This is a genomic window from Agrobacterium sp. El2ro-1b (genome assembly GCF_048298475.1).
Classification (GTDB): domain Bacteria; phylum Pseudomonadota; class Alphaproteobacteria; order Rhizobiales; family Rhizobiaceae; genus Agrobacterium; species Agrobacterium fabrum.
Genome location: NZ_CP103458.1, coordinates 1,994,036 through 2,019,987, shown reverse-complemented (window position 1 = coordinate 2,019,987; position 25,952 = coordinate 1,994,036). Strand labels below are relative to the sequence as shown.

Genomic DNA, 25,952 nt, shown 5'->3' with positions numbered 1-25,952 from the left:
GCGGACTTCTCCCCGGCGGGGAGAAGAAACAAGTGGCATCCGCTCGCTCCATGGATATTGGTTTAAGCGAGATCGTGACCGGATGCTTCGGCCCCAGCCGAACTATGCCAGCACGCTCTTCATCGCCCTGCCGGCCACATAGGTCTCCACCACCGTGCGGTCGTCGCCCATGGTTAGCATCAGGAACAGTTCTTCCGTCAGGCTTTTCACCACTTCCATCTTCAGCGCCATGGCGGGTGTCGAGGCGGCATTCAGCACCGTGATGTCGGCATCGGTGCCAGCGTCCAGCGTGCCGATGCGGTCGACCATGGAAAGTGCTTCGGCATTGCCGCGGGTCATCAGATACCAGCTTTCCAGCGGGTTGAGACGTTCGCCCAGCAATTGCTGGATCTTGTAGGCCTCGTCCATGGTGCGCAGCATGGAATAGCTCGATCCGCCGCCAATATCGGTGGCAACCGCGATACGAACCGGCTTTTCACGCCGCTGCAGCTTTTTCATCGGGAACAGGCCGGAGCCGATGAAGAGGTTGGAGGTGGGGCAATGCACCGCCACCGCGCCGGTTTCCGACAGCACATCCGCCTCGCGATCGGAGAGGTGGATGGCGTGGCCGAGCAGGGTTTTTGGGCCCATCAGGCCGTAACGCACATAGATATCGGTATAATCGGTCGCTTCGGGGTACAACTCGCAGGTATATTTGATCTCGTCCAGATTTTCGGACAGATGCGTCTGGATGAAGAGATCGGGAAATTCCTGCGCCAGCGCCTGGGCGGCTTCCATCTGTTTCGGGGTGGAGGTGATGGCGAAGCGCGGTGTTATGGCGACATGGTTGCGGCCCTTGCCGTGCCAATCGGCGATGACCTGCCGCGTCTCGTCATAGGAGGTTTCCGGGGTGTCCAGCAGGCCCTGCGGGGCGTTGCGGTCCATCATCACCTTGCCGCCGACCATGAGCATGTTGCGCTTCAGAGCTTCCGCGAAAAAGGCGTCGGCGGAGGTTTTGTGCACGGAGCAATAGGCAGCGGCCGTGGTGGTGCCGTGGCGCAGCAACTCGTCGTAAAAATGCGTGGCGATGCGTTGAGCATGGGCGCTCTCGACGAAGCGGCATTCTTCCGGGAAGGTATAGGTGTTCAGCCATTCCAGCAGATTGGCGGCATAGGAGCCGATGACCTGCATCTGCGGGAAATGCAGGTGCATGTCGATGAGGCCGGGCACGATGAGATGCGGGCGGTGGTCCTTTTCCTCGATGTCTTCCGGCGCTGTGTCGCGAATATCGGCGTATTCGCCAATGGCGGCAATCCTGCCGTTTTCGATCAGCAGTCCGCCATCTTCGATGTAGAGATAGCTTTGCGTATCGTCGATCGAGAGTGGCGCGCGGCGGAAGCTCAGCAGGCGGCCACGCAGCAGAACCATGCTCATTCAGTCTTTCCTTCGGCTTTTCCGGCCCCGGAAACCGCGCTTTCATACCAGGCGGTCAGCACCTTGCGCTCATCCGGGGTGATGGCGGTGATGTTGCCGGGAGGCATGGCATGGCTGCGGCCGGCTTGCAAATAGATTTCGCGCGCATGGGCGGCGATCTGTTCGTCGGTTTCCAGCTTCACGGATTTGGGCGTGAAGGGCACGCCTTCCCAGACGGGTTCGGCGGCATGGCACATGGAACAGCGGCCCTGAACCACATCACGGGCCTTGGTGAAATGGGCGTCGCTGACGAATTGCTGCTGCATGGGGGAGAGAGTGGCGGCCTTCTGTTCCTCTTCGCCGGTCAGCACCTTCGGTACGGTGGAAAGCCACATGATGACGATGAAGATCAGCGCGGTCAAAAGCCAGGTCCATGTCGGCTTGCCTTTGCGGGCATGGGTGGTGTTGAACCAGTGGCGGATGGTGACGCCCATCAGGAACACCAGCGCCGCAATGATCCAGTTGAACTGGGTGGCAAAGGCCAGCGGATAATGGTTAGACAGCATGAAGAAGATGACGGGCAGCGTCAGGTAGTTGTTATGCAGCGAGCGCTGCTTGGCGATGCGACCATATTTCGGGTCGGGCGTGCGCCCGGCGATCAGGTCGGCCACGACGATCTTCTGGTTCGGGATGATGATGAAGAACACATTCGCCGACATGATGGTGGCGGTAAACGCACCCAAATGTAGGAAAGCGGCACGGCCGGTGAAGACCTGCGTATAACCCCACGCCATCGCCACCAGCGCGAGATAGAGCACGATCATCAGGCCCCAGGTATTGTTGCCGAGCGGCGATTTGCAGAGGAAATCGTAAAACAGCCAGCCGATGGCAAGCGATGCCAGCGACAGACAGACGGCCTGGAACTGGGTGAGATCAAGCACGGAATGGTCGATCAGGAAAAGGTCCGCACCGCCATAATAGACGATGCAGAGCATGGCGAAGCCGGAAAGCCAGGTGACATAACTTTCCCATTTGAACCATGTCAGGTGCTCGGGCATGCGGGCTGGGGCGACCAGATATTTCTGGATGTGGTAAAAGCCGCCGCCATGCACCTGCCATTCCTCGCCATAGGCGCCAGGCGGCATATCCGGGCGTTTGACCAGCCCGAGATCGAGCGCGATGAAATAAAAGGATGAGCCGATCCAGGCGATGGCGGTGATGACGTGGAGCCAGCGGACGGCAAAGGCCATCCATTCCCACGCAATGGCGTATTCGTACATGCGGTTCCCCTGATCCTTGTGCATCGCACCTTGCGAGAAATTTGACCGTTAGGAAAGGGAAAAGCAGCGATCAGGGAGTGATTGTTCACAATCCGATGGCCTCGTGTCCACAACCTGGTTCGGGCCGCGAAGGCACTTCGGCAGGCCCGGTAGAGTGGCAATGCGTGCTTCCTGCCGCATAGTTTGTGCTTAGCTGGCTAACGCGACTCAGCTATTATCCTGTTGGCAGCCTGGCGATGTGATAAAATATAGGGCTGCGGAGCTTTAAAGCTCACGATGACATGTTTCGCTGGCGGTTATCCCGAAGGCGGGTGCTGCGAACCCTGGGGCGGGGGCAGGTCAGGGGCAGGTGTCGCGGTTCCCGGTGCCGTTGTGTCCGGGTGCGTGTTGATGTGTGGAATTTGAATGAAGGGACGCAATGACCTTCCGGCAGCCGCCGTTGTTTTCAACGGAGACCATGCCGATGCGCCTAATTCTGACGGTCCTCCTTCTGCTGCTGGCGTTCAGTGCCACAGCACTTGCCCACGAATCCCACAAGGGGTTCAAATATGAGAGCTATTGCTGCAATGGCGACGCCCAGACGGGAGATTGCCAGATGATCCCCACGCGAAGTGTGCGCGTGACGCCGGATGGTTATGAGGTTTCGCTCGCCCCCGGCGATCATCGCATGGTGACGCGGCGTCATTTCTTCAGCTGGTCGCAGAGCGAGGCAAGGCGGTCCGAGGACGGCGAATATCATCTCTGCCTGTTTCCGGATGAGGATACGCCGCGCTGCTTTTATGCGCCTGACATGGGGTATTGATGGGGCTGCTGCGGCCGGCTTTCCTCGATCCGCTTCAATATCCAGTCGCGAAACAGCCTTATCTTGCGAATGTTCCTGCGGTTTTCGGGATAGACAAGCCAGTAGTTCTTGCCTTCGCTGCTGAGATGCTCGAAGGGCTGGTAGAGGCGGCCGAGCGCGATTTCATCGGCGTAGAGTTCAGGGGTGAGCATGGCCACACCCTGACCGGCGATCGCCGCTGCGGCTTCGAAAGCCTGCACGTTGAGGCGGCTGCGCGGATAACGCTCCAGATCAGGATTTTCGATACCGACTTCCCGGAACCATTGGCTCCACCACACATCACCGGGATCGATGATACGCAGGCGCAGAAGGTCTTCGGGCGTCTTCAAACCATCGATGCTTTGCGCAAGATCGGGGTGCAGCATCGGCGTGTAAACACCGCGAAGCAACCGATGATAGGTCAATCCCTTGCCGTCGTCGCGGCTCCAGCGAATGGCGACATCGCAGTCCGACTGATTGAAATCGATCAGGGCGCCCGATGTTTCCAGTCTGACGGCGATGGAGGGATGCTCGAGTTGGAAAGCGCCAAGATGTCGCGATAGCCACCGCGATGCGAAGGTGGCGGTGGAATGGATGGTCAAGGTGGCGTCGGGCGTGTCGCGCACACTATCGACGGCCTCCGTCAGAATATTGAAGGCTTCCGCAACCTTCGGCGCCAATTTCTGCCCCGCTTCCGTCAGCGATACCTGCCGCGCCGTGCGCAGGAAAAGCGGCTCGCCAATATTCTCCTCCAGCAGCTTCACCTGATAGCTGACCGCCGTCTGCGTCATGCCCAGCTCTTCGCCGGCCTTGGTGAAGCTCAGATGCCGGGCGGCGGCATCGAAGACGCGCAGCGCATTCAGGGGGAACTGGCGAGACATCTTCATGGATAAGTTCTCTTTATGCCAAGGGCCAAAGGTTTCATTGGTTTTTCTCCTGAAACCAGAGCATTTTTATCCCAATTCATCAACTGAGCTTCTGACATTTTTGAATGGAGACGAACATGCGCACAGCATTTTTGCGCGCGTGGTCCCGCCTGCGTGCGGGTCTGCGAACCGCGGAACGATTTACCCGTGAAAGCCTGGCACCGGACAATCTGGCGGATGAAAGCCTGCCCGATGGGCTCAGGCGTGATCTTGGTCTTGAGGATGGGCGTGTCGATTTTCGTTGCGACGGATTTCGGCAGCGGAAAATGCTTGCAGCAACTCGGCTGCCACAAGGGCCGCTATGACGGCGGGACGCTTGTCCCTGACGCCTGTGCCGCCGATGGGCAGGGTGAGCTTCGCAAGCCGGGAAGGGGGCTCTCCTTCCCGTTCCAGCCAATGGGAAAAGGTGGCGCGTTTGGTCTTCGAGCCGATCATGCCGACATAAGCGAGATCGTCGCGGGCGAGCGCCTCCTTCGCAATCAGGAAATCGAGCGCATGGTCGTGGGTGACGATGATGGCCGCGCCGTTTGCCGGGATTTTTTGAACGAACGCTTCCGGCATGGGCGTGAGGATGGACGCCACCGCCGATGGAATGTCGTGCAACTCGCTTTCACGGGTTTCCACCACCGTCAGGCTCAGGGGAAGCAGCGACAGGGCATCTGCCAATGCCTTGCCGACATGACCTGCGCCGAAAATGAAGACGGCGGGCTGCTGTTCGGCTTCGCCCTTCAGCCGCGCCTCAAGCGAGGCGGCGATCTCTGCCGTTATCAGCCGGAAGCGGATGAGGGTGCGACCGCCGCAGCATTGGCCGATTTCGGGCCCAAGCGGAATATCCATGCGGTCTTCGGCAGCACCTGTTCGCAGCATGACGCGGGCGTGGTCTATCGCCATATATTCGAACTGTCCGCCACCGATGGTTTCCCACAAGTCAGCCTGTGCGACCAGCATGAAGGTGCCGGCTTCACGCGGGGACGAGCCTTTGACGGCTTCGATTTCCACGAGGATTGCGGGGGCGGGGCGGGCGAGGAACGTGGATAAGGAGGTGTCAGGCATTGGGGCTGGCCCCCTCATCCGGCGCTGCGCGCCACCTTCTCCCCGGCGGGGAGAAGAAACCCGGAGGCGCTGTTTCGCTCACTTCACTTGCTTTGAGGAAATGTGCAGCGGCGCGGCTCGTTTCTTCTCCCCGCCGGGGAGAAGGTGGCGCGCAGCGCCGGATGAGGGGGCTTGGCCGCATGGGTACTCCCCTCACACCTTCTTCAACCGTTCCACCGCCATCAAAACCCGCTCGGGCGTTGCCGGCGCGTCGAGCCGCGGGCAGACCTTGTAATCGGCGACGGAGGCGACGGCCATGGAGAGCGCTTCGAGAACCGAGATCGCCAGCATGAAGGGCGGTTCGCCCACGGCCTTGGAACGGCCGATGGTGGGTTCGGCATTTTCCGCCCATTCCGCCAGTTGCACGTTGAAGCTCTTCGGCCGGTCGGAGGCGAGTGGGATCTTGTAGGTGGAGGGCGCGTGGGTGCGCAGCCGCCCCTTGCCGTCCCACCACAGTTCCTCTGTCGTCAGCCACCCCATGCCCTGCACGAAGGCGCCTTCGATCTGGCCGATATCGATGGCCGGGTTCAGCGACTTGCCGACATCGTGGAGAATATCAGTGCGTTCCATCAGATATTCGCCGGTCAGCGTGTCGATCGACACTTCCGAGCAGGCCGCGCCATAGGCGAAATAGTAGAACGGCGTGCCACGGCCGGCGGCGCGGTCCCAGTGGATTTTCGGCGTCTTGTAAAAACCGGCGGAGGAAAGCTGTACGCGGGCGAAATAGGCCTTTTTGATGAAGTCGTTGAAGGCGATTTCCTCAAGGCCGATCCGCACCCGGTTCGGCAGGAAAACCACCTCTTCTTCCGGCACTTTCCAGTTCTCGGCGGCGAATTTGATGAGCCGCTCGCGGATCTGACGGGCGGCGTCATAGGCGGCCATGCCGTTAAGGTCGGTGCCGGAGGAGGCGGCGGTGGCTGACGTGTTCGGCACCTTGCCAGTCGTCGTGGCGGTGATCTTCACCCTGTTGATATCCACCTGGAAGGCATCGGCCACCACTTGCGCCACCTTGGTGTAGAGGCCCTGGCCCATTTCGGTGCCGCCGTGGTTCAGGTGGATCGATCCGTCATTGTAGATATGTACCAGCGCGCCCGCCTGGTTGAAGGCGGTCATGGTGAAGGAGATGCCGAATTTGACCGGGGTGAGCGCAATGCCCTTGCGGATGATCGGGCTGGTCTTGTTGAACTCGACGATCGCTTCACGCCGGGCACGATAGTCGCTGGAGGTTTCCAGTTCCTCGACGACGCGGGCGATGATGTTGTCTTCAACTTCCTGATGATACGGCGTCGTGGTGCGGCCGGAGCCGGTCTCGCCGTAGAAATTCAGCTTGCGGATATCCAGCGGGTCCTTGCCGACGGCATAGGCGATTTCCTCGATAAACCGTTCCGCCCCCAGCATGCCCTGCGGGCCGCCGAAGCCGCGAAAGGCGGTGTTAGAGACTGTGTGGGTTTTCAGCGGCCGGGAGGTGAGGTGCACATGCGGGTAGAAATAGCTGGAATCGGCATGGAACAGCGCGCGGTCCGTCACCGGACCCGAGAGATCGGAGGAAAAACCGCAACGAGCCGCATAGGTAGCATCGACCGCGTGGATGCGGCCTTCTTCATCGAAGCCCAGCTCGTAATCGACGCGGAAATCGTGCCGCTTGCCGGTCGCCGTCATGTCTTCGTCGCGGTCCGGGCGGATTTTTACCGCCCTGTTCAGCTTCTTCGCGGCTATGGCGCAAAGGGCGGCAAACTGGTTGCCCTGCGTCTCCTTGCCGCCGAAGCCGCCGCCCATGCGGCGCACCTGCACGGTGACGGCGTTGGAGGGCACCTGAAGGATGTGGCTGACGATATGCTGGATTTCGCTCGGATGCTGGGTGGAGCTCCACAGCGTCACCTCGTCATCCTCACCCGGCACGGCCATGGCGATGTGGCTTTCGAGATAAAAATGCTCCTGCCCGCCGATGCGCATCGTGCCGGTCAGGCGGCGGGGCGCGACATCCATTTCAATCTTGGCATCGCCGCGTTTCAGCGTCATCGGATCGATGACGAGCGCGCCGCCATTTTCGATCGCGGTGTCGATATCGGTGAAATGCGGCAGGTCCTTATAGGTGATCTTTGCCTTGCGCGCGGCCTTTCTGGCGATATCGCGGGTTTCGGCAAACACCGCAAAGATCGGCTGGCCGTGAAATTCGACCTTCGTTTCGGCCAGCAGCGGCTCGTCGTGACGACCGCCGGACGAGACATCGTTTTCGCCGGGCACATCCTTGCCCACCATCACCCACAGCACGCCCGGTGTGGCCTCCACTTCGGACAGGTCCATCGAGACGATTTCGGCATGGGCACGGTCGGCAAGGCCGAGTGCACCGTGGACAAGGCCGGCGGGTTCGGGAATGTCATCGATATATTCGGCGCTGCCGGTCACATGCTTGTGGGCGGAATCATGCCGGAGCGAGGTGTGCATCGGGCCGTCGATTTCGGTCTTGGTCTTGTCGAAGCTTGTGGTGTCCATGGTTCAAGCTCCTTCTTGGTGAATTACGGCATATGACAGCGATAACAGTCCCTCATTCCTGTGCTTGTAACAGGAATCCAGCCAGCCCAAGTCTTTGGGCTGAAAAGAGTCTTTCGTCGCGCAGACGCGCGTCGGCTGGATTCCTGTGACAAGCACAGGAATGAGGGAGGGTGCGGGTTTCGCCATCGCCATCATCACGCTTCCTCCAGCGTGAAGCGCGCAAGTTCCTGCTTTTCGCCTGATGTCTCCAGAAAGAACCGCGTCAGCAGGTTCTTGGCCGTCAACTGGCGATATTCGGCAGTCGCGCGCCAGTCGGTCAAAGGTGTGAAATCTTCGTCCAGCACATCGCGCACCGCATCGATTGTCTCCTGCGACCACACCTTGCCGAGAAGTGCGGCCTCCAGATGTGCCGTCCGTTTTGGCGTGCCGGCCATGCCGCCGAAGGCGATGCAGATGTCACCGACGGTGCCTCCGGCATCTAACGTCAGATTGAAGGCGGCGCAGAGCGCGGAAATATCCTCGTCGCGGCGTTTGGAAATCTTGTAGACGGCATAGTGGCTTTCCGGCTTCTGGAACGGAATGAAGAGTTTCTCGACGAATTCGCCGCTCAGCCGGTCCTGTTTGCCGTAGTCGATGAAGTAGCTTTCCAGCGGCACGGTGCGGCCGCCGGAAGACGAACGCAGGGTGAGCGTCGCGCCCAGCGCGATCAGCGCCGGCGGCGTGTCGCCGATGGGCGAGCCGTTGGCGATGTTGCCGCCGATGGTTCCCATGTTGCGCACCTGCTCGCCGCCCAGCCGGTCGAACAGTCGGGCAAGCGGGGGGAAATGCTCCGCGATGGTCTTGAAGGCCTGACTGTAGGTGACGCCGGCGCCCAGCGTGATGCCGTCTTCACCCACGGTGATCGTCTGCAAATCCCCGAGATTGTTGATGAAGATGACAGGGTTCAGTGCCCGCATCTGCTTCGTCACCCACAGGCCGACATCGGTGGAGCCGGCGACGATGGTCGCCTTCGGTTCAGCGGCATAAATCTCGGTCAAATCGGAAAGCGTTGCCGGAATGATGGTGCGATCCTCGCCTCTGACGACAGTGATCGTCTCGTTTTCGCGGATCGCCCAGAGCCTTGCCATGATATCGGTGCGGTCCCGTTGCAGCGGGTCGAACAGCGCGCTCGGACGGGCCGCGGCGATTTTTTCGGCGGCCTTCACGATCGGCTCGTAACCCGTGCATCGACAGAGATTGCCTTGCAGCGCCTTCTCGATATCGGCGCGGCCGGGGTTTTCGCTTGATAGCCACAGGCCGTATAGCGACATGATGAAGCCCGGCGTGCAGAAACCGCATTGCGAACCGTGGAAATCCACCATGGCCTGCTGCACGGGATGCAGCGTGCCATCGTGGGCGGCCAGATGTTCCACCGTGACGATATGGGTGCCGTGCAGCGAGCCTAAAAAACGGATGCAGGCATTGACGCTTTCATACCGCAGCGAACCATCAAGCAGCCGCCCGACCAGCACCGTGCAGGCGCCGCAGTCACCTTCGGCGCAGCCTTCCTTGGTCCCGGTCAACCGCTTGCTGATGCGGAGGTAATCGAGAAGCGTGTCCGTCGGTCCGAAATCCTTCAGCGAAACGGTTTCGCTATTGAGGATGAAGCTGATCGCGTCTTTCATGCAATGCCCTGCTTTTTTGTCCGGCCGCCGAACCGGTTTCTTGTGATTATCTCTGTGTATCTATGCACGCCCTTGCGCGTATATCGATTTCCGTTTTGGTAATTCATTGTTTCCATAACGGAAAGAAAATCCGGCAATTATTGCGCCGTCCAGCCGCCATCCACGGAAATATGGGTGCCGGTGATGTTGCTTGCGGCGTCGCTTGCCAGAAATATCGCAGCGGCGGCGACGTCATCAACGGTGACGAACTGCTTGGTCGCCTGCAATTCCAGCATGACGTCGTTCTTTACCGCCTCTTCGCTGATGCCGCGCACCTTGGCCATCTCCGGTATCTGCTTTTCGACGAGCGGTGTCAGCACGTAACCGGGACAGATGGCGTTGACGGTGACGCCGGTCTGGGCAAGTTCGAGCGCTGCCGTCTTCGTCAGGCCCATAATGCCGTGTTTGGCCGCCACATAGGCCGATTTGAACGGCGAGGCGACGAGGCCATGGGCCGAGGAAATGTTGATGATGCGGCCTTTGCCAGCCTTCTTCATCAGCGGTATCGCGGCGCGCATGGTATGGAAGGAACTGGTCAGATTGATGGCGATGATCCAGTCCCATTTTTCCGTCGGGAACTCCTCGATGGGCGCGATGTGCTGGATACCGGCATTGTTGATGAGGACATCCACCGAGCCGAGTTTTTCGTGCGAGGACTGGATGAGATCGGCGATCTCGTCCGGTTTCGTCATATCGGCTGGGTGGTAAAGCACGCGCCCGCCGCTTTCTGCTTCCAACAGGAGGCGGAGTTTTTCGATCTCGTCGTCGTCGCCAAAACCGTTCAGCACGATATTGGCGCCCTCCCGCGCAAATCTTTGCGCAATGCCAAGGCCGATGCCGCTTGTGGAGCCTGTCACGATAACTGTCCGATGCATGCTTTCCCCTTTTTGCATTACTTCGCACATATTTAAGCAGGTTATGCCCAAAGGGGGCGGGCTGGCAATCGTGATTTCGGGCGCCACTTCTGGGAAGGGGGGCGGTGTGGTAAATCCGGCTGCGCCCATCCATTTTTTCGAAGCTAAGCTTCCAGATTTTGCGTTTGTGTGAAGGGCCCTCCGTGCCTATCTCTCAGGCAAGCAAACAGAGGTATCATCTATGGAACTCGGTCTTTACACATTCGCGGATGTCAATCCCAATCCCGCCGATGGCCGCGGGCCTGAAGGCGCGCGCCGGCTGCGGGAATTGCTCGAGGAAATCGAACTCGCCGATCAGGTCGGGCTCGATGTTTTCGGGCTGGGGGAACATCACCGCCCTGACTATGTCGTCTCCTCGCCCTCCACCGTGCTTGCGGCTGCAGCGGTGAAGACGAAGAACATCCGCCTGACCAGCGCCGTCTCGGTGCTGAGTTCGGATGACCCGGTGCGCGTGTTCCAGCAGTTCTCCACGGTCGACCTTCTGTCGAACGGCCGGGCCGAAATCATGGCCGGGCGTGGTTCCTTCATCGAATCCTACCCTCTGTTCGGTTTCGATCTCGAAGATTACGACGTGCTCTTCGCCGAAAAGCTCGATCTGCTGCTGGCGCTGCGCGAACAGGAAATCGTCACCTGGTCCGGCACCAAACACCCCGCCATCAACGGGCGCGGCGTTTATCCGCGTCCGTTGCAGGAGCGTCTGCCGGTGTGGATCGCGGTCGGCGGCACACCGCAATCGGTGGCGCGGGCAGGCGCCATGGGCCTGCCGGTGGCGCTTGCCATTATCGGCGGCGAATATCGCCGTTTCGCGCCGCTGTTCGATCTCTACCACGAGGCGGCACGCCGGGCGGGCCAGGAAAAGACTAAGCTGCGCACCAGCATCAATGTGCATGGCTTCATTGCCGACACCACGAATAAGGCGGCGGACCAGTTTTACGGCCCGCAGGCGGAGGTGATGAACCGCATTGGCCGCGAGCGTGGCTGGGGGCCGACGAACCGTGCGCATTTTGATGCGGCGCGCGGGCCGGAGGGCAACCTCTTCCTCGGCGAGCCGGAGCTGGTGGCGGAAAAGATCATCAAGGCGCATGGCGTCTTCAAGAATGATCGCTTCCTGCTGCAAATGGCCATCGGCCTGATGCCGCATGATCAGATCATGCGCGGCATCGAGCTTTATGGTACGAAAGTCGCCCCTCTTGTCAGAAAAGAATTGACGGGGAGCGCCGATCCGGTGAAAGCCACGGCCTGATGATTACCAAGGCGGGCGTTTTCAGACCCGCCAGACAGAACGACGGACAGAGACATGGTCATTTCCACCGACGAAGAACTTGATCTGCTGAAGGATATCGGCCGTCTTTGTGCCGTTGCCATGCAGACCATGGCGGACGCGCTGGAACCCGGCATCACCACGGCCGAGCTGGATGCGATCGGCCGCAAGGTGCTGGAGGATAACGGCGCGCAATCGGCGCCGGAATTCTGCTACAAATTTCCCGGCGCGACCTGCATCAGCGTCAACGAGGAAGTGGCCCACGGCATTCCGGGGCCACGCATCATCAAGGCAGGCGATCTCGTCAATATCGATGTCTCGGGGGTGAAGAACGGATTTTTCGGTGACACGGGTTCGTCCTTCGCCGTGCCGCCGGTGAAAAAGGATATCGAACGCCTGTGCCGCGATGGCAAACGCGCCATGTGGACGGGATTGCAGCAGGTGAAAACCGGTCGGCCCTTTGCCGATATCGGCAATGCCATCGGCGCTTTCGCCAAAAAGAACCGCTATACGCTGATCACCAATCTGGCGAGCCACGGCATCGGCCGTTCGCTGCATGAGGAGCCGAAGGAACTGGCGACCTGGCCGGACAAGGATGAGCGCCGCATCATGCAGGAAGGCATGGTGTTCACTGTCGAGCCGTTTCTTTCGACGGGCGCTTATTGGGCTGAAGATGGTGATGATGATCCCTGGACGCTTTACAGCGATCCGAGCGCGCCGACCGTGCAATATGAGCATACGGTGGTGGCGACGAAGAACGGGCCGCTGGTGTTGACGCTGGTTGAGTGACAGCCACACCTGACTCCGTCACCATCGAATTTAAGGTCGGAGCGAGCGCGTGCCCCTTGTTTCTTCTCCCCGCCGGGGAGAAGGTCGCGGCAGCGGGATGAGGGGGCAAGCTCCCCGCATATCGCTAGCGTTGCCCCCTCATCCGACCCTTCGGGCCACCTTCTCCCCGGCGGGGAGAAGAAATACGCGGCACACTTGGAACGCATCGCCGCTCGCCGCGTGACCGATAAAAGCCGCTTATGACGCCGATCAAAATAACTCGCTTGTCGCTTATCCGTCCGGTTGCGATAAGCCACGCATGAGCATCGACAAGCCACTTTCCGCCAAACATCTGACCGCGCTTGGTTTCGCAGGCGCCCTCATGATGGCCTCCGCCATGGGTTTTGGCCGCTTTTCCTTCACCCCCATCCTGCCCGGCATGATGGCGGATGTGCCGCTTTCGGCGGGGGATGCGGGCATTGTCGCGGCCGGAAATTTCGCCGGTTATCTCGCAGGCGCGGTTCTCGCCGCCTCTTCCTGGGGGGCGGGGCGGGAGCGGCTGGTTGCGCTTTGCGGGCTGTTTTCCACCGCCGCGCTGCTGCTTGCCATGGCGGCTTTCAATTCCGTTGCGGCTTTCACCGTCATCCGGTTTCTGGCGGGCGTTGCCAGTGCGATGACCATGATCTTCACCTCGCAGATCGTCATCGGCCATGCCGCAAAAGCCGGCAGGGACAGTGTGCAGGCGCTGCATTATGGCGGTGTCGGTGCCGGTATCGCGATTTCCTCGCTGGCGGTCTATCTGATTGGCGTCGTTTTTGACGGTGGCGGTTCTTCGTGGAGGGAGGAGTGGATCGCCGGTGCCGTCTTTTCCTTCGTTACATTTCTTCTCGTCTTCCGGGTGCTGCCCGCAGGCCCGCCGCGGCATGCGTCTTCAGCGGCGGAGCCGCCGCTCAGCTGGAAGCGACCGCTGTTCCTGACGACGCTGGCATATGGGTTGTTCGGTTTCGGTTACGTCATCACCGCCACCTTCATCGTGGCGATTGCCCGCATGGCGGCGGCCGGCGCTTTCGTGGAATTTCTGGCGTGGTTCATCACCGGCTGCGCCGCTGCCGTTTCGCTCTTCCTCTGGAAACCGGTGTTGAAGTCGCAGGGGCTGAAGCGGGCTTTCGCGATCGTTCTTGCCGTAGAAGCTGTGGGCGTCTTTGCCTCAGTCATGCTGCCGCCGGTGGCCGGCGTACTGGCTGGCGGCCTGTTGCTGGGGCTGACCTTTATGGTCATCACCGCCTATGGGCTGCAGCTCGGCCGGGAGTTTGCCGGGCCGAGCCCGCGTCGCGCCTTTGCGCTGATGACGGCCGCCTTCGGCACGGGCCAGATCGTCGGGCCGCTTGCCGCCGGCTGGATTGCCGAGGTGACGGGAAGTTTCACCGCGCCCAGCATTCTCGCCTCCGCCGTGCTTGTCGTCAGCATTCTGCTGATGCTGCCGGTGCTTGCCACGGAAGGGCGGCGCTAGGCTTCTGGCCGTCTTCTCGGCCTTTTACCGATGTTCCATCGCGGCTCGTTTCGCCAACTTCGCCTTACATCTTGTTAAGGTCAGCGCTTCGTCGTTGCTGTGCACAAATTTCTGCCCTAGGTTCGGGCCATCTAGTGCTTCGCCAATAATGGCTGATTTCAAACGCGCGTGAGTTCAACAACGTGTTTCATTCCTTCTTTCCCAAGCCGAAATTGTTCTTTACCTCTGCCTTCGTTTGGACAATGGCCATGATTGGGCTGTGGTATGCAGGCGCCCGCAACTGGGGTGCGACAATCGGCTTGCCGCCGTTGCCGGAGGGCCAGGCGCCAGCGATCGGCGTCTCGGTTTTCTGGTCCACGCCGTTCCTGTGGTTTTACGTGTATTATGCTGCGGCCGCGCTGGTGTTTGCCGGATTCTGGTTCTGGTACAGGCCGCACCGCTGGCAGAACTGGTCGATCCTCGGTTCCGCGCTCATCGTTTTCGCCACTTATTTTTCGGTGCAGGTCAGTGTCGCGCTCAATGCCTGGTATGGGCCTTATTACGACCTTATCCAACAGGCGTTGGCAAAGACCGCGCCGGTGACCGCCGAGCAGCTTTATATGGGCCTCGTTGGCGTCAGCGGCATTCTGTTTTTCGCGATCACGGTCGGTGTGCTGAACCTGTTCTTCGTCAGCCATTATATCTTTCGCTGGCGCACGGCGATGAACGAATTCTACATGGCAAACTGGGATCGTCTGCGCCATATCGAAGGTGCTTCCCAGCGCGTTCAGGAAGATACGATGCGGTTTTCCTCGACGGTGGAGGGGCTCGGCGTCGGTCTGGTGCGCGCGATCATGACCCTCATCGCTTTCCTGCCAGTTCTGTTCACCTTCTCGGAAACGATCAACGAATTGCCGATCATCGGTCAGGTGCCGCACGCGCTGGTCTGGGCGGCTATTTTGTGGTCGCTGTTCGGCACCGGCTTTCTGGCCCTCGTGGGCATCAAGCTGCCGGGTCTCGAATTTCGCAACCAGCGAGTCGAGGCGGCTTATCGAAAAGAACTCGTCTATGGTGAGGACGACGGAAATCGTGCGCAACCGGCCACTGTGGCGGAGCTGTTTGCAAATGTTCGCAAGAATTACTTCCGTCTCTATTTCCACTATATGTATTTTAACGTGGCGCGGATTTTCTATCTTCAGGCAGATAACATCTACAGCCTCATCGTCCTCATCCCTTCCATTGCCGCCGGTAAGGTGACGCTTGGTGTTTTCACGCAGATCGGCAACGTCTTCGATCAGGTCCGTGGTTCGTTTCAGTATCTCATCAACTCATGGACAACCATTGTGGAGCTGATGTCGATCTACAAACGTCTGCGCGCCTTCGAAGCTGCAATTGACGACAAGCCCCTTCCTGAAATCGACCAGCGCTATCTTCAGCGGGAAGCGGAAGCCGGAGAGCTGGCGGCCAACAAGCCTTGACGGAAAACAAAAAGGGCGGCCGATTGGCCGCCCTTTTGCATTGTACTTGGGGAACTTAACCCTCGGTTTTCTGCTTCCTGCGCGCCTCGATCATCGGCATCGCCTCGGCATAGCTGACGCAGGCAACATCCTCTTTCTGGCAGACTTCGCGCAGCAGCCGCTCATAAGCATTCCAATAGGCGCCGCCATTCATCTTCACGAAATGAAAGCCCATCTGCAGGGGAATGCGCTCGCCATTATATTGCCTGTCGAATGCATTGCGGAAGGCCGTATAGGCGCGCTCCTCGAATTCCTGCGCGCGATCCGGCGTTTCGATGCCGATGGAGTGGCGGATGAAGAGATTGTAGTCCATGGCGATGATCGGGCGGTTGCCGGGTCCCTCTGGAATGAGCGGCAGGCCGAAATGCTGGATGCCTTCGCGCTCCACCGGCCATTCCGGCCGCTTGGTGATGCTGGTGGCGTCATAAACGAAGCCGTGCTTCTTCTGCGCGGCAGTCAGCGCCGGACCCTGCGACAGATAGGGGGCGCGGAAACCATTGATCTTCCTGACCATATCGCGCCAGCCTTCGGGCTCCTCGCCCTTCTTGCCGATCATCTGCCAGGCATTTTCCAGCGTGCTGGTGAAAGTGGTTAATTCGCCGTCCCATTGTTCGGCCGTCCACTGCCCGCCATCGAAATGGCCGCAGGTATGGTTGCCGATCTCGTGGCCTTCACGATAGGCGGCCCAGATGTTTCTAAGCCTCGTCTCCACCTCTTCCGGGGACTGCCCGAAGCCGACATTGGAGCGGCCGGCCTTCTGGCCCGGTCCCTGATAGGTCTTGGCGCTGGTCTTGCGGTCCATGACAAGCGTGCAGGCGAGAAAATAGGTGAAATGCGCGCCAACCTGCTTGCCCGTCGCCCGGCTTCTTTCCCACAGCGTATTGTCGCCTGCACCGTCGAAGGAGACGATGACCAGCTGCTTCGGCTTCTGCGTCTCCTGCGCTAAAGCGGGAAGGGCGGCGAGAAGCGACAGGGAAAAAGCGGTAAAGGGGCGAAACATCAGTTATCCGTCATATGAAACACCGTGGCCTTTTGCGGGTGGAATAAGGCGAAGCTTTGAAGTGGCTGGCGTTTTCATGGCTTTCAGCCTAATTCCTTTTCTTAACCGCGGTGATCGGGCCGCATTCGTTCCATCGGGGGACCGTGTTCCATGCTTTTTCTCGTACTCTGTCTTGCCTTGTTCCTGCTGACCCATCTTTTGAAGGTGGTCGCACCGCAATTTCGCGCCCGCATGATCGCGGCGATGGGTGAGGGGCCTTTCAAGGGCGTTTATTCCCTCGTCAGCCTCATTACGCTCGGCCTTGTCATCTATGCCTTCGGTGAAGCGCGCCAGGAGACCGGCATGCTCTGGTATCCGCCGGTCTTTATGAGCCATATCGCCGTCACCCTCATGCTGCCAGCGATGATCTGTCTCATCGCCAGCCTCATCCCGGCTGGCCACATCGCCACGAAGACGAAACATCCGCTCATTCTTTCGGTCAAGATCTGGGCGCTCGCCCATCTTCTGGCCAATGGCGAGACGTCTTCGATCCTGCTCTTTGCATCGTTCCTTGCCTGGGGCGTGGTGATGCGGATCTCGCTGAAGCGTCGCGAACGCGCAGGTGAAAAAGTGGTCCGCGACTTCGTTTCAAGCCGCTATGATCTGGTGGCTGTTGTCGGCGGCATCGTTCTCTGGGGCGCTTTCATCCTGAAACTGCACGAATGGTTGATCGGCGTTCAGCCCATCGCGATGTAGGAAATCGACGTTTCCCCCTTACATATCAGGCAAAATAGGCTAGAAGGCCGACCATGACCCGGTCGGCCTGACTTTTGCCTACCGGGTAAGCGGCTTGGTATGTCCGCGGACGGATGGATCGGCAACGATCTCCGCGCGGGTAACGGAGAATTTGATGGCAAACGAAAATGATACCTTTATCCGCGAAGTGAACGAGCAGATCCGCTCCGAGCAGCTGTCGCGCTTCTGGGGCCGGTACGGTATCGTGGTCGTGGGCGCCGCCATTCTCGTGGTTGTCGGTGCTGCAGGCGCGGGCATCTACGAATATTGGAACACCAGCCGCGCTTCCAATTCGGGCGATCAGTTCCTGGCGGCGCTGAAGCTCGCTTCGGAAAACAAGACCGATGATGCGCTGAAAGCCCTTGCCGATCTGGAAACCTCCGGTCATGGCAACTATCCGGTGCTTGCGAAGTTCCGCTCCGCCACGCTGCTGTCGCAGAAGGGTGATGCGGCTGGCGCCATCGCCGCCTTCACCGCCATTGGCAACGACACCTCCGCACCGCAGGTCTTCCGCGACACCGCCAAGGTGCGCGCCGCATGGCTGCTGGTCGACAACGGCACCTATGACCAAGTCGTGGCGCTTGCCGAGCCGCTCAGCGCTGAGGGCCAGACCATGCGGGCGTCGGCCCGCGAGGCGCTGGGTCTTGCCGCCTACAAGGCCGGTGATTTCGCCAAGGCCAAACAATGGTTCGAGCAGATCATGAGCGACACGCAGGCCCCGCGCAACGTGACGAACCGCGCGCAGATCATGCTCGACAATATCACCGCTTCGGGCAAAGCTGCTTAAAGCCGCTTCTCCGATCCAGATCGCCCCGGCATTTCTTTGCATTGCCAAAGCGATCCAACTCATTATTTTACGCATGTCTTTTGCCCAAAACAGGTAACGTTTTGGGCAGACTTGCTCTAAGGAACACACAACAATGAGCTTCACCGTCGCCATAGTCGGGCGCCCCAATGTCGGCAAGTCCACGCTTTTCAACCGTCTGGTCGGAAAGAAGCTGGCGCTGGTGGACGACACGCCGGGCGTGACCCGCGACCGCCGCCCCGGCGACGCGAAGCTCGTCGACCTGCGTTTCACCATCATCGATACCGCCGGTCTGGAGCAATCCGGGCCGGAAACGCTTCAGGGCCGCATGTGGGCGCAGACGGAAGCGGCGATCGATGAAGCGGATGTCACGCTGTTCGTGGTTGACGCCAAGGCCGGGCTGACGCCCGCCGACGAGACGCTGGGCGAAATGCTGCGCCGTCGCGGCAAGCCTGTGGTGCTGGTGGCCAACAAGTCCGAAGCGCGCGGCTCTGACGCCGGTTTCTACGATGCCTTCACGCTCGGTCTTGGCGAGCCTTGCCCGATCTCAGCCGAACACGGTCAGGGCATGATCGACCTGCGCGACGCCATCGTTGCGGCGATCGGCGAAGACGCCGCGTTCCCACCTGACGTGGACGAGGCGGAGACGGATATCGTGCTTCCGCGCAGTGAGCCGGGCAGCGAGGAAGAAGAAGACGAAGAGCCCGTCTATGACGAGACCAAGCCGCTGCGCGTCGCCATCATCGGCCGGCCGAATGCGGGCAAGTCGACGCTCATCAACCGCTTTCTCGGCGAAGACCGCCTGCTGACCGGCCCGGAAGCCGGCATTACCCGCGACAGTATTTCGGTCGAATGGGACTGGCGCGGCCGCACCATCAAGATGTTCGACACGGCCGGCATGCGCCGCAAGGCCAAGGTGACGGAAAAGCTGGAAAAGCTCTCGGTTGCGGATTCGCTGCGCTCCATCCGTTTTGCGGAAACCGTTGTCATCGTGTTCGACAGCACCATCCCGTTCGAAAAACAGGATCTGCAGCTGGTCGATCTCGTTATCCGCGAAGGCCGCGCCGCCGTGCTCGCCTTCAACAAGTGGGATCTGGTGGAAGACCCGCAGGCCTATCTGGCCGATCTGCGCGAGAAGACCGAGCGCCTCTTGCCGCAGGCGCGTGGCATCCGCGCCGTGCCAATGTCCGGCCAGACGGGTTATGGCCTCGACCGGCTGATGCAGAGCATCATCGATACGGACAAGACCTGGAACCGCCGCATCTCGACGGCCAAGCTCAACCGCTGGCTGGATGCGCAGACCACGCAGCATCCGCCGCCGGCCGTTTCCGGCCGCCGCCTGAAGCTGAAATACATGACGCAGGTCAAGGCCCGCCCGCCGGCCTTCATGATTTCCTGCACCCGTCCGGAAGCCATTCCGGAGAGCTATACGCGTTATCTGGTCAACGGCCTGCGCAAAGATTTCGACATGCCGGGCGTACCGATCCGCGTGCATTATCGTGGCTCGGACAATCCGTTCGAGAGCAAGGCGAAGAAGCGGCGGTGATCGGCCTGCGGTTTTGAGGCACGGCGATGCGGCATTTTCTTCTCCCCGGCGGGGAGAAGATGGCGCGAAGGGTCAGATGAGAGGGCAACCTCTCCGTATATCTTAACCGTCGCCCCCTCATCCTGTTGCCGCGGACTTTTCCCCCTCGGGCAGAAGAAACAAGCGGCGGACGCTCGCCCAACGACTTGTTTTTGAAGAGTAAAAGACCATGTTGATCAAGCAGACCGACTATTTCAGGATTTACCGCGTCATCAACAGCCTGCTCATCAGCCAGAACGCCGATCCCGCCTCGGCCTCCATGTATTTCAGCACCTTCGGCGCCTTCATCCTGCAGCAGCACTACAAGGTGAAGGCGGTGCCGAAGGGTGGGCTTGCCGCCTATAATCTCGGCGGAACGGTTCTCTTGTTCGCAGATCATCGCGAAGACGGTTATGTGACGGGTGCGGGTGAGAATTTCCATTGCTGGGTCGAGGCCGACGGATGGGCTATCGATTTCATGGCGCCCGCCTTTTCTGAAGGCACCGATGCGCTTGCGGTGCCGGCAAAGATGTTTCAGCGTCCGCTGTCGGCCATGGCAGCGTCCATCAATGATCTCGGCCAATCCGGCGATTTCTTCTACCGTTCCGAGCCGGAAGCCACGGCCAGACGTTTTGCCGACTGGCACAAACAGGCAATGATCGGCGATATGGCGAGCGTTGCCGCCAACTGGTTCCGCAAATCCCCCAAGCAGATGGCGGCATCACTGTCGGTGACCGACCGGGACGGCAAGGCGCGGACCGTGCCGCTGACGGGCCAGTCTCTCATTGGTAACTGGTGAGGGTCGATCCGATAAAAGGACGGCCAGCGTAATCTCGCGGCAGCCGCCTGACGTCAATCAGCAGCCCGACCCCGTTCTAAAGATAACGGCAGTCGCGTCCTGATTGCCTTTTGACACTCCCGCACCCTTTCGTCTACTCATTCCAGCACAAATCTCGGGGATTGCTCATGCAAGCCGCGAGCGCGACAGAAGCGGCAGTGATTTTCCGGCTGCGTGGATGACATTGTCAAGGAATTGCCGCGAGGCCTTTTCCCAGCTGTAGCTTTTGGAAAGCGCAAGCGCTGCCTGTGGTGAGCAATGAAGCGCCGCCAGACAGGCATCGCGCAGATTATTGTCCAGTGCACCGGCGGCGGTGTTGCCGCCGAGAATGTCGATAGGCCCGGTGACGGGGAAGGCGGCCACGGGCACGCCGCTGGCCAGCGCTTCCAGAATGGTGTTGCCGAATGTGTCGGTCTTGGATGGGAAAACGAAGACATCGGCCTGCGCATAGGCATCGGCCAGCTCCTCACCGGTCTTGATGCCGGTGAACAGAACATCGGGGTATTTTTCCTGCAATTCATGGCGGGCGGGGCCGTCACCGATGACGATCTTCGATCCCGGCAGATCGAGGTCCAGGAATTCCGGCAGGTTCTTTTCCACCGCCACCCGGCCCACCGTCATGAAGATCGGCCTCGGCAGGTCGAAGGGCAGCTTTGTTTTCGTGCGGGGATGGAAAAGCTCGGCGTCGATGCCGCGGCTCCAGCGCTTGAGGTTGCGAACGCCGCGCGCTTCAAGCTCGGTCTCCAGGCTCGGGGTGGCCACCATGCAGGTGTTGCCGCCATTGTGGAACCAGCGCACGAAGGCATAAAGCCAGCTTTCCGGGACGGGGAAACGTGCCGCCACATATTCGGGAAAGCGGGTGTGATAGCTGGTGGAAAACCGCATATGGTTCTTCACGCACCAGCGCCGAGCCATGAAACCGAGCGGCCCTTCCGTGGCGATGTGCACGAAAGAGGGCTGGCTTTTTTCAATCTCCGCCGCCACGCGGCGATAACCGGCGACCGACAGGCGGATTTCCGGATAGGTGGGGCAGGGGATGCTGTAAAAACTCTGCGGCGTGACCATGCGCACATCCACGCCTAGTCGCGCCAGTTCGGTATTGGTGTTTTCGATCGAGCGAACCACGCCGTTGACCTGCGGGTGCCAGGCATCTGTGACAATCGTGATTCTCGTCATGAAACACTGATCCTGCTCATCTGCGCGCGGGCGAATCCCCATTGCCCGGCTTCTGCCCGTATATGCGGCGCGCTTGTTACAGGATCATGTCAGGGTCTGTGACGGGTGTGAAACCTCGTTTTCTGGCCGGGCGTGGCCGCTATCCGACAAGCGGAAGCAGCTCGGGGCTGATCAGTGCGCCATGATGGCCGATGACGGTTGCCGCCGCCCTTGCGGCGAAGGTGGCGGCCTCTTCCGGAGAGCTTCCGGTCACGTAACGGGCAAGGAAGGCACCGTTGAAGCTGTCGCCGGCGCTCGTCGTATCCACCACATCCACGGCTTTTTCCGCCGGGGCGTGGCTGCGGCTGCCGCCGAAATCGAGTGTTGCGCCCTTGGCGCCGTCCTTCACGACGATGTTTTCAACGCCGAGCGAACGGTAGCGGGTGATGGTCGCTTCCACGGAGACATCGCCGAAATGGCTGGCCTCGTCATCGAAGCTCGGCATGACAAGCGTTGCGGCGCGGGCACCGTTGGAGATGGTCTCCAGCATGACGTCCCTGTCGGCCCAGAGGCGCGGGCGGATGTTGGGGTCGAAGACCACCAGCTTGCCGGCAGCCCGGGCGCGGCGCAGTTCGGCCAGGAACGTATCGACATCATGGGCGGAGGCGAGGATGGCGAGCGTGATGCCGGAGAAATAGACCACATCGGCGCTTTCGACCGTCCTGCGCAGGTGATCCGCATCAGTGGCCAGCTGTCTTGCGGCGGCGGCATTGCGCCAGTAGCTGAAAGTGCGTTCGCCATCCTTCAGGTTGATGAGGTAGAGACCGGGCGTGCCGCCCTTGATACGGCGGATTTTTTCGGTCCCGATGCCGGCTTCCGTGATGAAGGCCAGCATGTCTTCCGACAGCGGATCATCGCCGAGCGCTGTAAAATAATCGACGGACCAGCCCTGCGGCAGGCAGGCGCGGGCATACCAGGCGGTATTGAACGTATCTCCGGCAAAACCCTTGCGCAGCAGCCCGTTGCCGGCCTGCGACAGTTCCACCATGCATTCGCCAATCGATAAAAACCGTCCGCCCACGCCGTCATCCTCCCTTTTTTTCCAGCCATGCGGCTTACGACGAGCGCGCGCCGCTGACAAGGGCGATGTGGCTCGTTTGTGCATGTGCGAAGTTCCGGTTTACGCGGGCGCAAGGGCTTTATATTCTCCCGGCGTGACACCCTCAGGAGATCGCCGATGACGCTACCCCATGCCCCGGTCCACAAACCTCAAGCGCAATCGGACTGGTGGAAAGGAGCGGTGATCTATCAGGTCTATCCGCGCTCGTTTCAGGATACGACCGGCGACGGATATGGTGATCTGGCCGGGGTGACGAAACGTCTGCCCTATATCGCCTCGCTCGGTGTCGATGCCATCTGGCTCTCACCCTTCTTCACCTCGCCCATGGCCGATATGGGGTATGACGTTTCCGATTATTGCAATGTCGATCCGATGTTCGGCACGCTCGCCGATTTCGACGCGCTGATGGCCGAGGCGCATCGTCTGGGACTGAAGGTCATCATCGATCAGGTGATTTCGCATACGTCTGACAAGCATCCGTGGTTCGTGGACAGCCGCGCGAGCCGTATCAACAGCAAGGCGGACTGGTATGTCTGGGCCAATCCCAAGCCGGATGGCACGGCACCCACCAACTGGCTTTCCGTGTTCGGCGGCCCGGCCTGGGAATGGGATGGCGTGCGCAAGCAATATTACATGCACAGCTTCCTCGCCTCGCAGCCGGACCTGAATTTCCACAATCCCGAGGTTCAGGATGCGCTGCTGGAAACCGTGCGTTTCTGGCTCGATCGTGGCGTGGACGGTTTTCGCCTCGATACCGTCAACCACTATTTCCATGACAAGCTGTTGCGCGACAACCCGCCGCTTGTTGACGATGAGAGCTTTGGCCTCGATGCTTCCGACGTCAATCCCTACGGCATGCAGGACCATCTCTACGACAAGACGCGGCCGGAAAACGTGGATTTCCTGAAACGCTTCCGCGTGCTGCTCGACGACTATGAGGGCCGCGCCACGGTGGGTGAGGTCGGGGACGGTGCCCGCTCCCTGAAAACGGTCGCGGCCTACACATCCGGCAATGACAAGCTCAACATGTGTTACACATTCGATCTGCTGGGACCGGATTTCAGTGCAAAACACCTGCGCGGCTCGGTCGAAACTTTCGGCAAGGTGGTGACGGATGGCTGGGTGTGCTGGGCCTTTTCCAACCATGATGTGGTGCGCCATCTCAGCCGGTTTTCCGAAGGCCCCGAGGAGCAGGCACGCGTTGCGAAGCTCGCCATCTGCGTTCTCGCCAGCCTGCGCGGCTCCATATGTCTGTATCAGGGCGAAGAGCTGGGGCTGACCGAGGCCGAACTTGCCTTCGAGGATCTGCGCGATCCGTATGGCATCCGCTTCTGGCCCGCCTTCAAGGGGCGTGACGGATGCCGCACACCGATGGTGTGGGAAACGGGCAAGCCGAATGCCGGGTTCTCAACTGCCGAAAGGCCCTGGCTGCCGGTGCCCTATGTGCATGCCATGCAGGCCGTGGATGCGCAGGAGCGCAAGCCGGATTCGGTTCTCAACCATTATCGGGCCGTCCTGTCCTTCCGTAAAACCCATGGTGCGCTGCGCGACGGCGACATGCATTTCATCAAGACCAATCTCGATGTGCTGGCCTTCACGCGGCAGAGGGGTGATAAAAAACTGCTGTTCGTTTTCAACCTGACCCGTGAGCCGGTGGAATTTCCCGTGCCAAAGGCCATGAGTGTTACGGATATCCTGCCGATGCCGGGTTTTGCGCCGCTCTATGATGCTGGCATCGTGAAGCTCGAGGGGCTGGATGTGTTTTGCGGGGTCGTTGCATGAGCGGACAATTTGTCATCGGAAACGCCGCCGACTACCCTGATGCGTGGTGCCTTTTGCGGCATCGCCTGTGGCCGGATACCACGCCCGCTGAACACAGGGAGGAGTTGCAGGACGTCTGCGAAACCGGGGCTGGATTTATTGTCCATGATCCAGCCGGAGTGGCCATTGGTTTTGCCGAGGTCAGCCTGCGGCGGGACTATGTCAACGGCTGCGATACGTCGCCCGTAGCGTTTCTGGAGGGAATCTATGTCGAGGAGGCGTTTCGCAAACGCGGCGTTGCCGCCCTCATGGTGGAGGAGGTCATCCGCTGGGCAATTGGCCAGGGCGTGAGCGAGCTTGCTTCCGATGCCGATATTTCAAACGCCGATTCCCATCGCATGCATGCGGCGCTTGGATTTGAGGAAACGGAACGGGTGGTTTATTTTCGCAAGGTTTTGCGCTTGAATGACGAGCCGAAACAGTGATATATAGAGTTATATCCATCTATATTTAAATATTAATATGCTTATATTTTGAAATATTAATGTAAATTTTCTAAATTATTCTTTTTAATATTTATTGGTTGCGGTTGTTTTTTTGTTTAATTTGATATTTGGCGAGCTTAGCGCAAGTTTTACTGTGTAAACATTGGGGCATTAAGAGTTTTTCATTCGCGGCCCTCAGGGCTTAGCAGGGATTGTCTCATGTCCGTTTCAATCAAGAATTTCGGCCAGTTCGGCGCTGGCAATTCGGGAACCTCTCGTGGCAAAGCTCAGGCTGCCGTCCCTTCGATCAGGGACGTCTTACTTTCCGGGCAATCGTCGGCGCGGGTTTCGTCCACGACACAGACGTCGAAGACGTCTTCAAGCGATTATCTCACGTCGTCTGTCTTCATGCAGAACCTGAAAGCCAAGCTTTCGACGGCAGGGGACGACCCGGCTCAATATCTGCGTGCACGGTCCATGATGGACGCTCTGCAGCGCGGGCGTCTGAAGGTTTCAGACCCGACGCAGGGAAAATCGGTCGGGGCCTGGGATCCCGGCCAGAAAAACGCCAAGGCGACAGTGGCTTCGGAGATCCCCAAGACCAACTGGGTTGATTTCTTGAATGCCCAGCTGAAACGCAGCGACGACGGTGCGCTTTCGCGGGACGGTAACGGCAGCTATGTCGACAAGGCGACAGGCGGCAATGCCTATTTCGGCAGGGTGGCGGGCAAATATTACTATGTAACCTGGCCCGCTGAAACGAAGGCTTGAGGCCGCTCCCCGCGCCTGCGAAGA

At 59.9% G+C, this 25,952-nt stretch carries 22 protein-coding genes; 12 read left to right on the top strand and 10 right to left on the bottom strand.

The window, feature by feature from the left end; all coding sequences use genetic code 11:
* Window positions 1–102: 102 nt before the first annotated feature.
* A complete protein-coding gene (gene guaD / locus NYR50_RS10030; RefSeq protein WP_418135826.1) occupies window positions 103–1,413 on the bottom strand; it encodes a guanine deaminase in 1,311 nt (436 codons plus the stop codon).
* Entirely contained in the window at window positions 1,410–2,672 is a 1,263-nt protein-coding gene (puuD, locus tag NYR50_RS10025) for a urate hydroxylase PuuD (protein ID WP_418135825.1), read from the bottom strand. Before puuD ends, guaD begins: the two co-directional genes overlap by 4 nt.
* 463 nt (window positions 2,673–3,135) lie before the next feature.
* Here puuD and NYR50_RS10020 point away from each other — a divergent pair, with 463 nt between their 5' ends.
* Window positions 3,136–3,474: a hypothetical protein gene (locus tag NYR50_RS10020; protein ID WP_174009021.1), complete on the top strand. Its 339-nt coding sequence runs from the start codon at window positions 3,136–3,138 to the stop codon at window positions 3,472–3,474.
* Here the strand turns inward: NYR50_RS10020 and NYR50_RS10015 are convergent.
* The 5 genes from NYR50_RS10015 to NYR50_RS09995 form a co-directional block, all read right to left on the bottom strand.
* Window positions 3,450–4,379 carry a LysR substrate-binding domain-containing protein gene (locus NYR50_RS10015; protein ID WP_418135824.1) on the bottom strand — a complete coding sequence of 310 codons (930 nt, stop codon included), beginning with the start codon at window positions 4,377–4,379 and terminating at the stop codon, window positions 3,450–3,452. The genes NYR50_RS10020 and NYR50_RS10015 overlap by 25 nt on opposite strands.
* Window positions 4,380–4,616: 237 nt before the next feature.
* Window positions 4,617–5,471: a xanthine dehydrogenase accessory protein XdhC gene (gene xdhC / locus NYR50_RS10010; protein WP_418135823.1), complete on the bottom strand. Its 855-nt coding sequence runs from the start codon at window positions 5,469–5,471 to the stop codon at window positions 4,617–4,619.
* Window positions 5,472–5,663: 192 nt separating this feature from the next.
* Window positions 5,664–8,003, bottom strand: coding sequence for a xanthine dehydrogenase molybdopterin binding subunit (gene xdhB / locus NYR50_RS10005; RefSeq protein WP_418135822.1), 2,340 nt, complete (start codon window positions 8,001–8,003; stop codon window positions 5,664–5,666).
* 194 nt (window positions 8,004–8,197) lie between these two features.
* Window positions 8,198–9,667, bottom strand: coding sequence for a xanthine dehydrogenase small subunit (xdhA, locus tag NYR50_RS10000; RefSeq protein WP_418135821.1), 1,470 nt, complete (start codon window positions 9,665–9,667; stop codon window positions 8,198–8,200).
* Between the two features lie 137 nt (window positions 9,668–9,804).
* Window positions 9,805–10,581, bottom strand: coding sequence for a 3-hydroxybutyrate dehydrogenase (locus tag NYR50_RS09995; RefSeq protein ID WP_080807521.1), 777 nt, complete (start codon window positions 10,579–10,581; stop codon window positions 9,805–9,807).
* 220 nt (window positions 10,582–10,801) lie between these two features.
* Between NYR50_RS09995 and NYR50_RS09990 the strand changes: the two genes are divergently transcribed.
* The 4 genes from NYR50_RS09990 (at window position 10,802) to sbmA (ending at window position 15,616) form a co-directional block, all read left to right on the top strand.
* Window positions 10,802–11,863 (top strand): LLM class flavin-dependent oxidoreductase, encoded by a 1,062-nt coding sequence (locus NYR50_RS09990; protein WP_418135820.1) that lies wholly within the window; start codon window positions 10,802–10,804, stop codon window positions 11,861–11,863.
* Window positions 11,864–11,917: 54 nt separating this feature from the next.
* On the top strand, window positions 11,918–12,670 hold the full coding sequence (map, locus tag NYR50_RS09985) for a type I methionyl aminopeptidase (protein WP_418135819.1): 753 nt from the start codon (window positions 11,918–11,920) through the stop codon (window positions 12,668–12,670).
* Window positions 12,671–12,968: 298 nt separating this feature from the next.
* The gene (locus NYR50_RS09980) at window positions 12,969–14,159 is read left to right on the top strand and encodes an MFS transporter (RefSeq protein ID WP_418135818.1); all 1,191 of its coding nucleotides are present in this window, start codon (window positions 12,969–12,971) and stop codon (window positions 14,157–14,159) included.
* A gap of 182 nt (window positions 14,160–14,341) precedes the next feature.
* Entirely contained in the window at window positions 14,342–15,616 is a 1,275-nt protein-coding gene (sbmA, locus tag NYR50_RS09975; RefSeq protein ID WP_418135817.1) for a peptide antibiotic transporter SbmA, read from the top strand.
* A 55-nt stretch (window positions 15,617–15,671) separates the two neighbouring features.
* Here the strand turns inward: sbmA and NYR50_RS09970 are convergent, their stop codons facing one another.
* A complete protein-coding gene (locus NYR50_RS09970) occupies window positions 15,672–16,655 on the bottom strand; it encodes a polysaccharide deacetylase family protein (protein WP_418135816.1) in 984 nt (327 codons plus the stop codon).
* Window positions 16,656–16,805: 150 nt separating this feature from the next.
* Between NYR50_RS09970 and NYR50_RS09965 the strand changes: the two genes are divergently transcribed.
* The 4 genes from NYR50_RS09965 to NYR50_RS09950 all read left to right on the top strand — a co-directional run bounded on the left by NYR50_RS09965 (window position 16,806) and on the right by NYR50_RS09950 (window position 20,597).
* Window positions 16,806–17,390 carry an NnrU family protein gene (locus NYR50_RS09965; RefSeq protein ID WP_174020661.1) on the top strand — a complete coding sequence of 195 codons (585 nt, stop codon included), beginning with the start codon at window positions 16,806–16,808 and terminating at the stop codon, window positions 17,388–17,390.
* A gap of 154 nt (window positions 17,391–17,544) precedes the next feature.
* Window positions 17,545–18,216 (top strand): tetratricopeptide repeat protein, encoded by a 672-nt coding sequence (locus NYR50_RS09960; RefSeq protein ID WP_418135815.1) that lies wholly within the window; start codon window positions 17,545–17,547, stop codon window positions 18,214–18,216.
* Between the two features lie 133 nt (window positions 18,217–18,349).
* Complete coding sequence (der, locus tag NYR50_RS09955; protein WP_418135814.1) at window positions 18,350–19,780, top strand: ribosome biogenesis GTPase Der; 1,431 nt, start codon at window positions 18,350–18,352, stop codon at window positions 19,778–19,780.
* A 208-nt stretch (window positions 19,781–19,988) separates the two neighbouring features.
* On the top strand, window positions 19,989–20,597 hold the full coding sequence (locus NYR50_RS09950; RefSeq protein ID WP_418135813.1) for a DUF2026 domain-containing protein: 609 nt from the start codon (window positions 19,989–19,991) through the stop codon (window positions 20,595–20,597).
* A 165-nt stretch (window positions 20,598–20,762) separates the two neighbouring features.
* Here NYR50_RS09950 and NYR50_RS09945 read toward each other — a convergent pair whose 3' ends face one another.
* Together NYR50_RS09945 and NYR50_RS09940 are read right to left on the bottom strand one after the other, a co-directional pair.
* Window positions 20,763–21,812 carry a bifunctional monoglucosyl/glucuronosyl diacylglycerol synthase gene (locus NYR50_RS09945; RefSeq protein ID WP_418135812.1) on the bottom strand — a complete coding sequence of 350 codons (1,050 nt, stop codon included), beginning with the start codon at window positions 21,810–21,812 and terminating at the stop codon, window positions 20,763–20,765.
* 139 nt (window positions 21,813–21,951) lie between these two features.
* The gene (locus NYR50_RS09940) at window positions 21,952–22,872 is read right to left on the bottom strand and encodes a sugar kinase (RefSeq protein WP_418137284.1); all 921 of its coding nucleotides are present in this window, start codon (window positions 22,870–22,872) and stop codon (window positions 21,952–21,954) included.
* Window positions 22,873–23,028: 156 nt separating this feature from the next.
* Between NYR50_RS09940 and NYR50_RS09935 the strand changes: the two genes are divergently transcribed.
* The 3 genes from NYR50_RS09935 to NYR50_RS09925 all read left to right on the top strand — a co-directional run bounded on the left by NYR50_RS09935 (window position 23,029) and on the right by NYR50_RS09925 (window position 25,928).
* Entirely contained in the window at window positions 23,029–24,693 is a 1,665-nt protein-coding gene (locus NYR50_RS09935; RefSeq protein WP_418135811.1) for an alpha-glucosidase family protein, read from the top strand.
* Window positions 24,690–25,157, top strand: coding sequence for an aminoglycoside 6'-N-acetyltransferase (gene aac(6') / locus NYR50_RS09930; RefSeq protein ID WP_418135810.1), 468 nt, complete (start codon window positions 24,690–24,692; stop codon window positions 25,155–25,157). The genes NYR50_RS09935 and aac(6') overlap by 4 nt, the downstream gene beginning before the upstream one ends.
* 219 nt (window positions 25,158–25,376) lie before the next feature.
* Window positions 25,377–25,928 (top strand): hypothetical protein, encoded by a 552-nt coding sequence (locus NYR50_RS09925; protein WP_418135809.1) that lies wholly within the window; start codon window positions 25,377–25,379, stop codon window positions 25,926–25,928.
* Window positions 25,929–25,952 lie beyond the last annotated feature (24 nt).

What these genes read in the sequence shown, in the direction of transcription:
- guaD (WP_418135826.1), bottom strand. Translation starts at nt 1,413, where the DNA reads ATGAGCATGGTTCTGCTGCGTGGCCGCCTGCTGAGCTTCCGCCGCGCG.
- puuD (WP_418135825.1), bottom strand. Translation starts at nt 2,672, where the DNA reads ATGTACGAATACGCCATTGCGTGGGAATGGATGGCCTTTGCCGTCCGC.
- NYR50_RS10020 (WP_174009021.1), top strand. Translation starts at nt 3,136, where the DNA reads ATGCGCCTAATTCTGACGGTCCTCCTTCTGCTGCTGGCGTTCAGTGCC.
- NYR50_RS10015 (WP_418135824.1), bottom strand. Translation starts at nt 4,379, where the DNA reads ATGAAGATGTCTCGCCAGTTCCCCCTGAATGCGCTGCGCGTCTTCGAT.
- xdhC (WP_418135823.1), bottom strand. Translation starts at nt 5,471, where the DNA reads ATGCCTGACACCTCCTTATCCACGTTCCTCGCCCGCCCCGCCCCCGCA.
- xdhB (WP_418135822.1), bottom strand. Translation starts at nt 8,003, where the DNA reads ATGGACACCACAAGCTTCGACAAGACCAAGACCGAAATCGACGGCCCG.
- xdhA (WP_418135821.1), bottom strand. Translation starts at nt 9,667, where the DNA reads ATGAAAGACGCGATCAGCTTCATCCTCAATAGCGAAACCGTTTCGCTG.
- NYR50_RS09995 (WP_080807521.1), bottom strand. Translation starts at nt 10,581, where the DNA reads ATGCATCGGACAGTTATCGTGACAGGCTCCACAAGCGGCATCGGCCTT.
- NYR50_RS09990 (WP_418135820.1), top strand. Translation starts at nt 10,802, where the DNA reads ATGGAACTCGGTCTTTACACATTCGCGGATGTCAATCCCAATCCCGCC.
- map (WP_418135819.1), top strand. Translation starts at nt 11,918, where the DNA reads ATGGTCATTTCCACCGACGAAGAACTTGATCTGCTGAAGGATATCGGC.
- NYR50_RS09980 (WP_418135818.1), top strand. Translation starts at nt 12,969, where the DNA reads ATGAGCATCGACAAGCCACTTTCCGCCAAACATCTGACCGCGCTTGGT.
- NYR50_RS09970 (WP_418135816.1), bottom strand. Translation starts at nt 16,655, where the DNA reads ATGTTTCGCCCCTTTACCGCTTTTTCCCTGTCGCTTCTCGCCGCCCTT.
- NYR50_RS09965 (WP_174020661.1), top strand. Translation starts at nt 16,806, where the DNA reads ATGCTTTTTCTCGTACTCTGTCTTGCCTTGTTCCTGCTGACCCATCTT.
- NYR50_RS09960 (WP_418135815.1), top strand. Translation starts at nt 17,545, where the DNA reads ATGGCAAACGAAAATGATACCTTTATCCGCGAAGTGAACGAGCAGATC.
- der (WP_418135814.1), top strand. Translation starts at nt 18,350, where the DNA reads ATGAGCTTCACCGTCGCCATAGTCGGGCGCCCCAATGTCGGCAAGTCC.
- NYR50_RS09950 (WP_418135813.1), top strand. Translation starts at nt 19,989, where the DNA reads ATGTTGATCAAGCAGACCGACTATTTCAGGATTTACCGCGTCATCAAC.
- NYR50_RS09945 (WP_418135812.1), bottom strand. Translation starts at nt 21,812, where the DNA reads ATGACGAGAATCACGATTGTCACAGATGCCTGGCACCCGCAGGTCAAC.
- NYR50_RS09935 (WP_418135811.1), top strand. Translation starts at nt 23,029, where the DNA reads ATGACGCTACCCCATGCCCCGGTCCACAAACCTCAAGCGCAATCGGAC.
- NYR50_RS09925 (WP_418135809.1), top strand. Translation starts at nt 25,377, where the DNA reads ATGTCCGTTTCAATCAAGAATTTCGGCCAGTTCGGCGCTGGCAATTCG.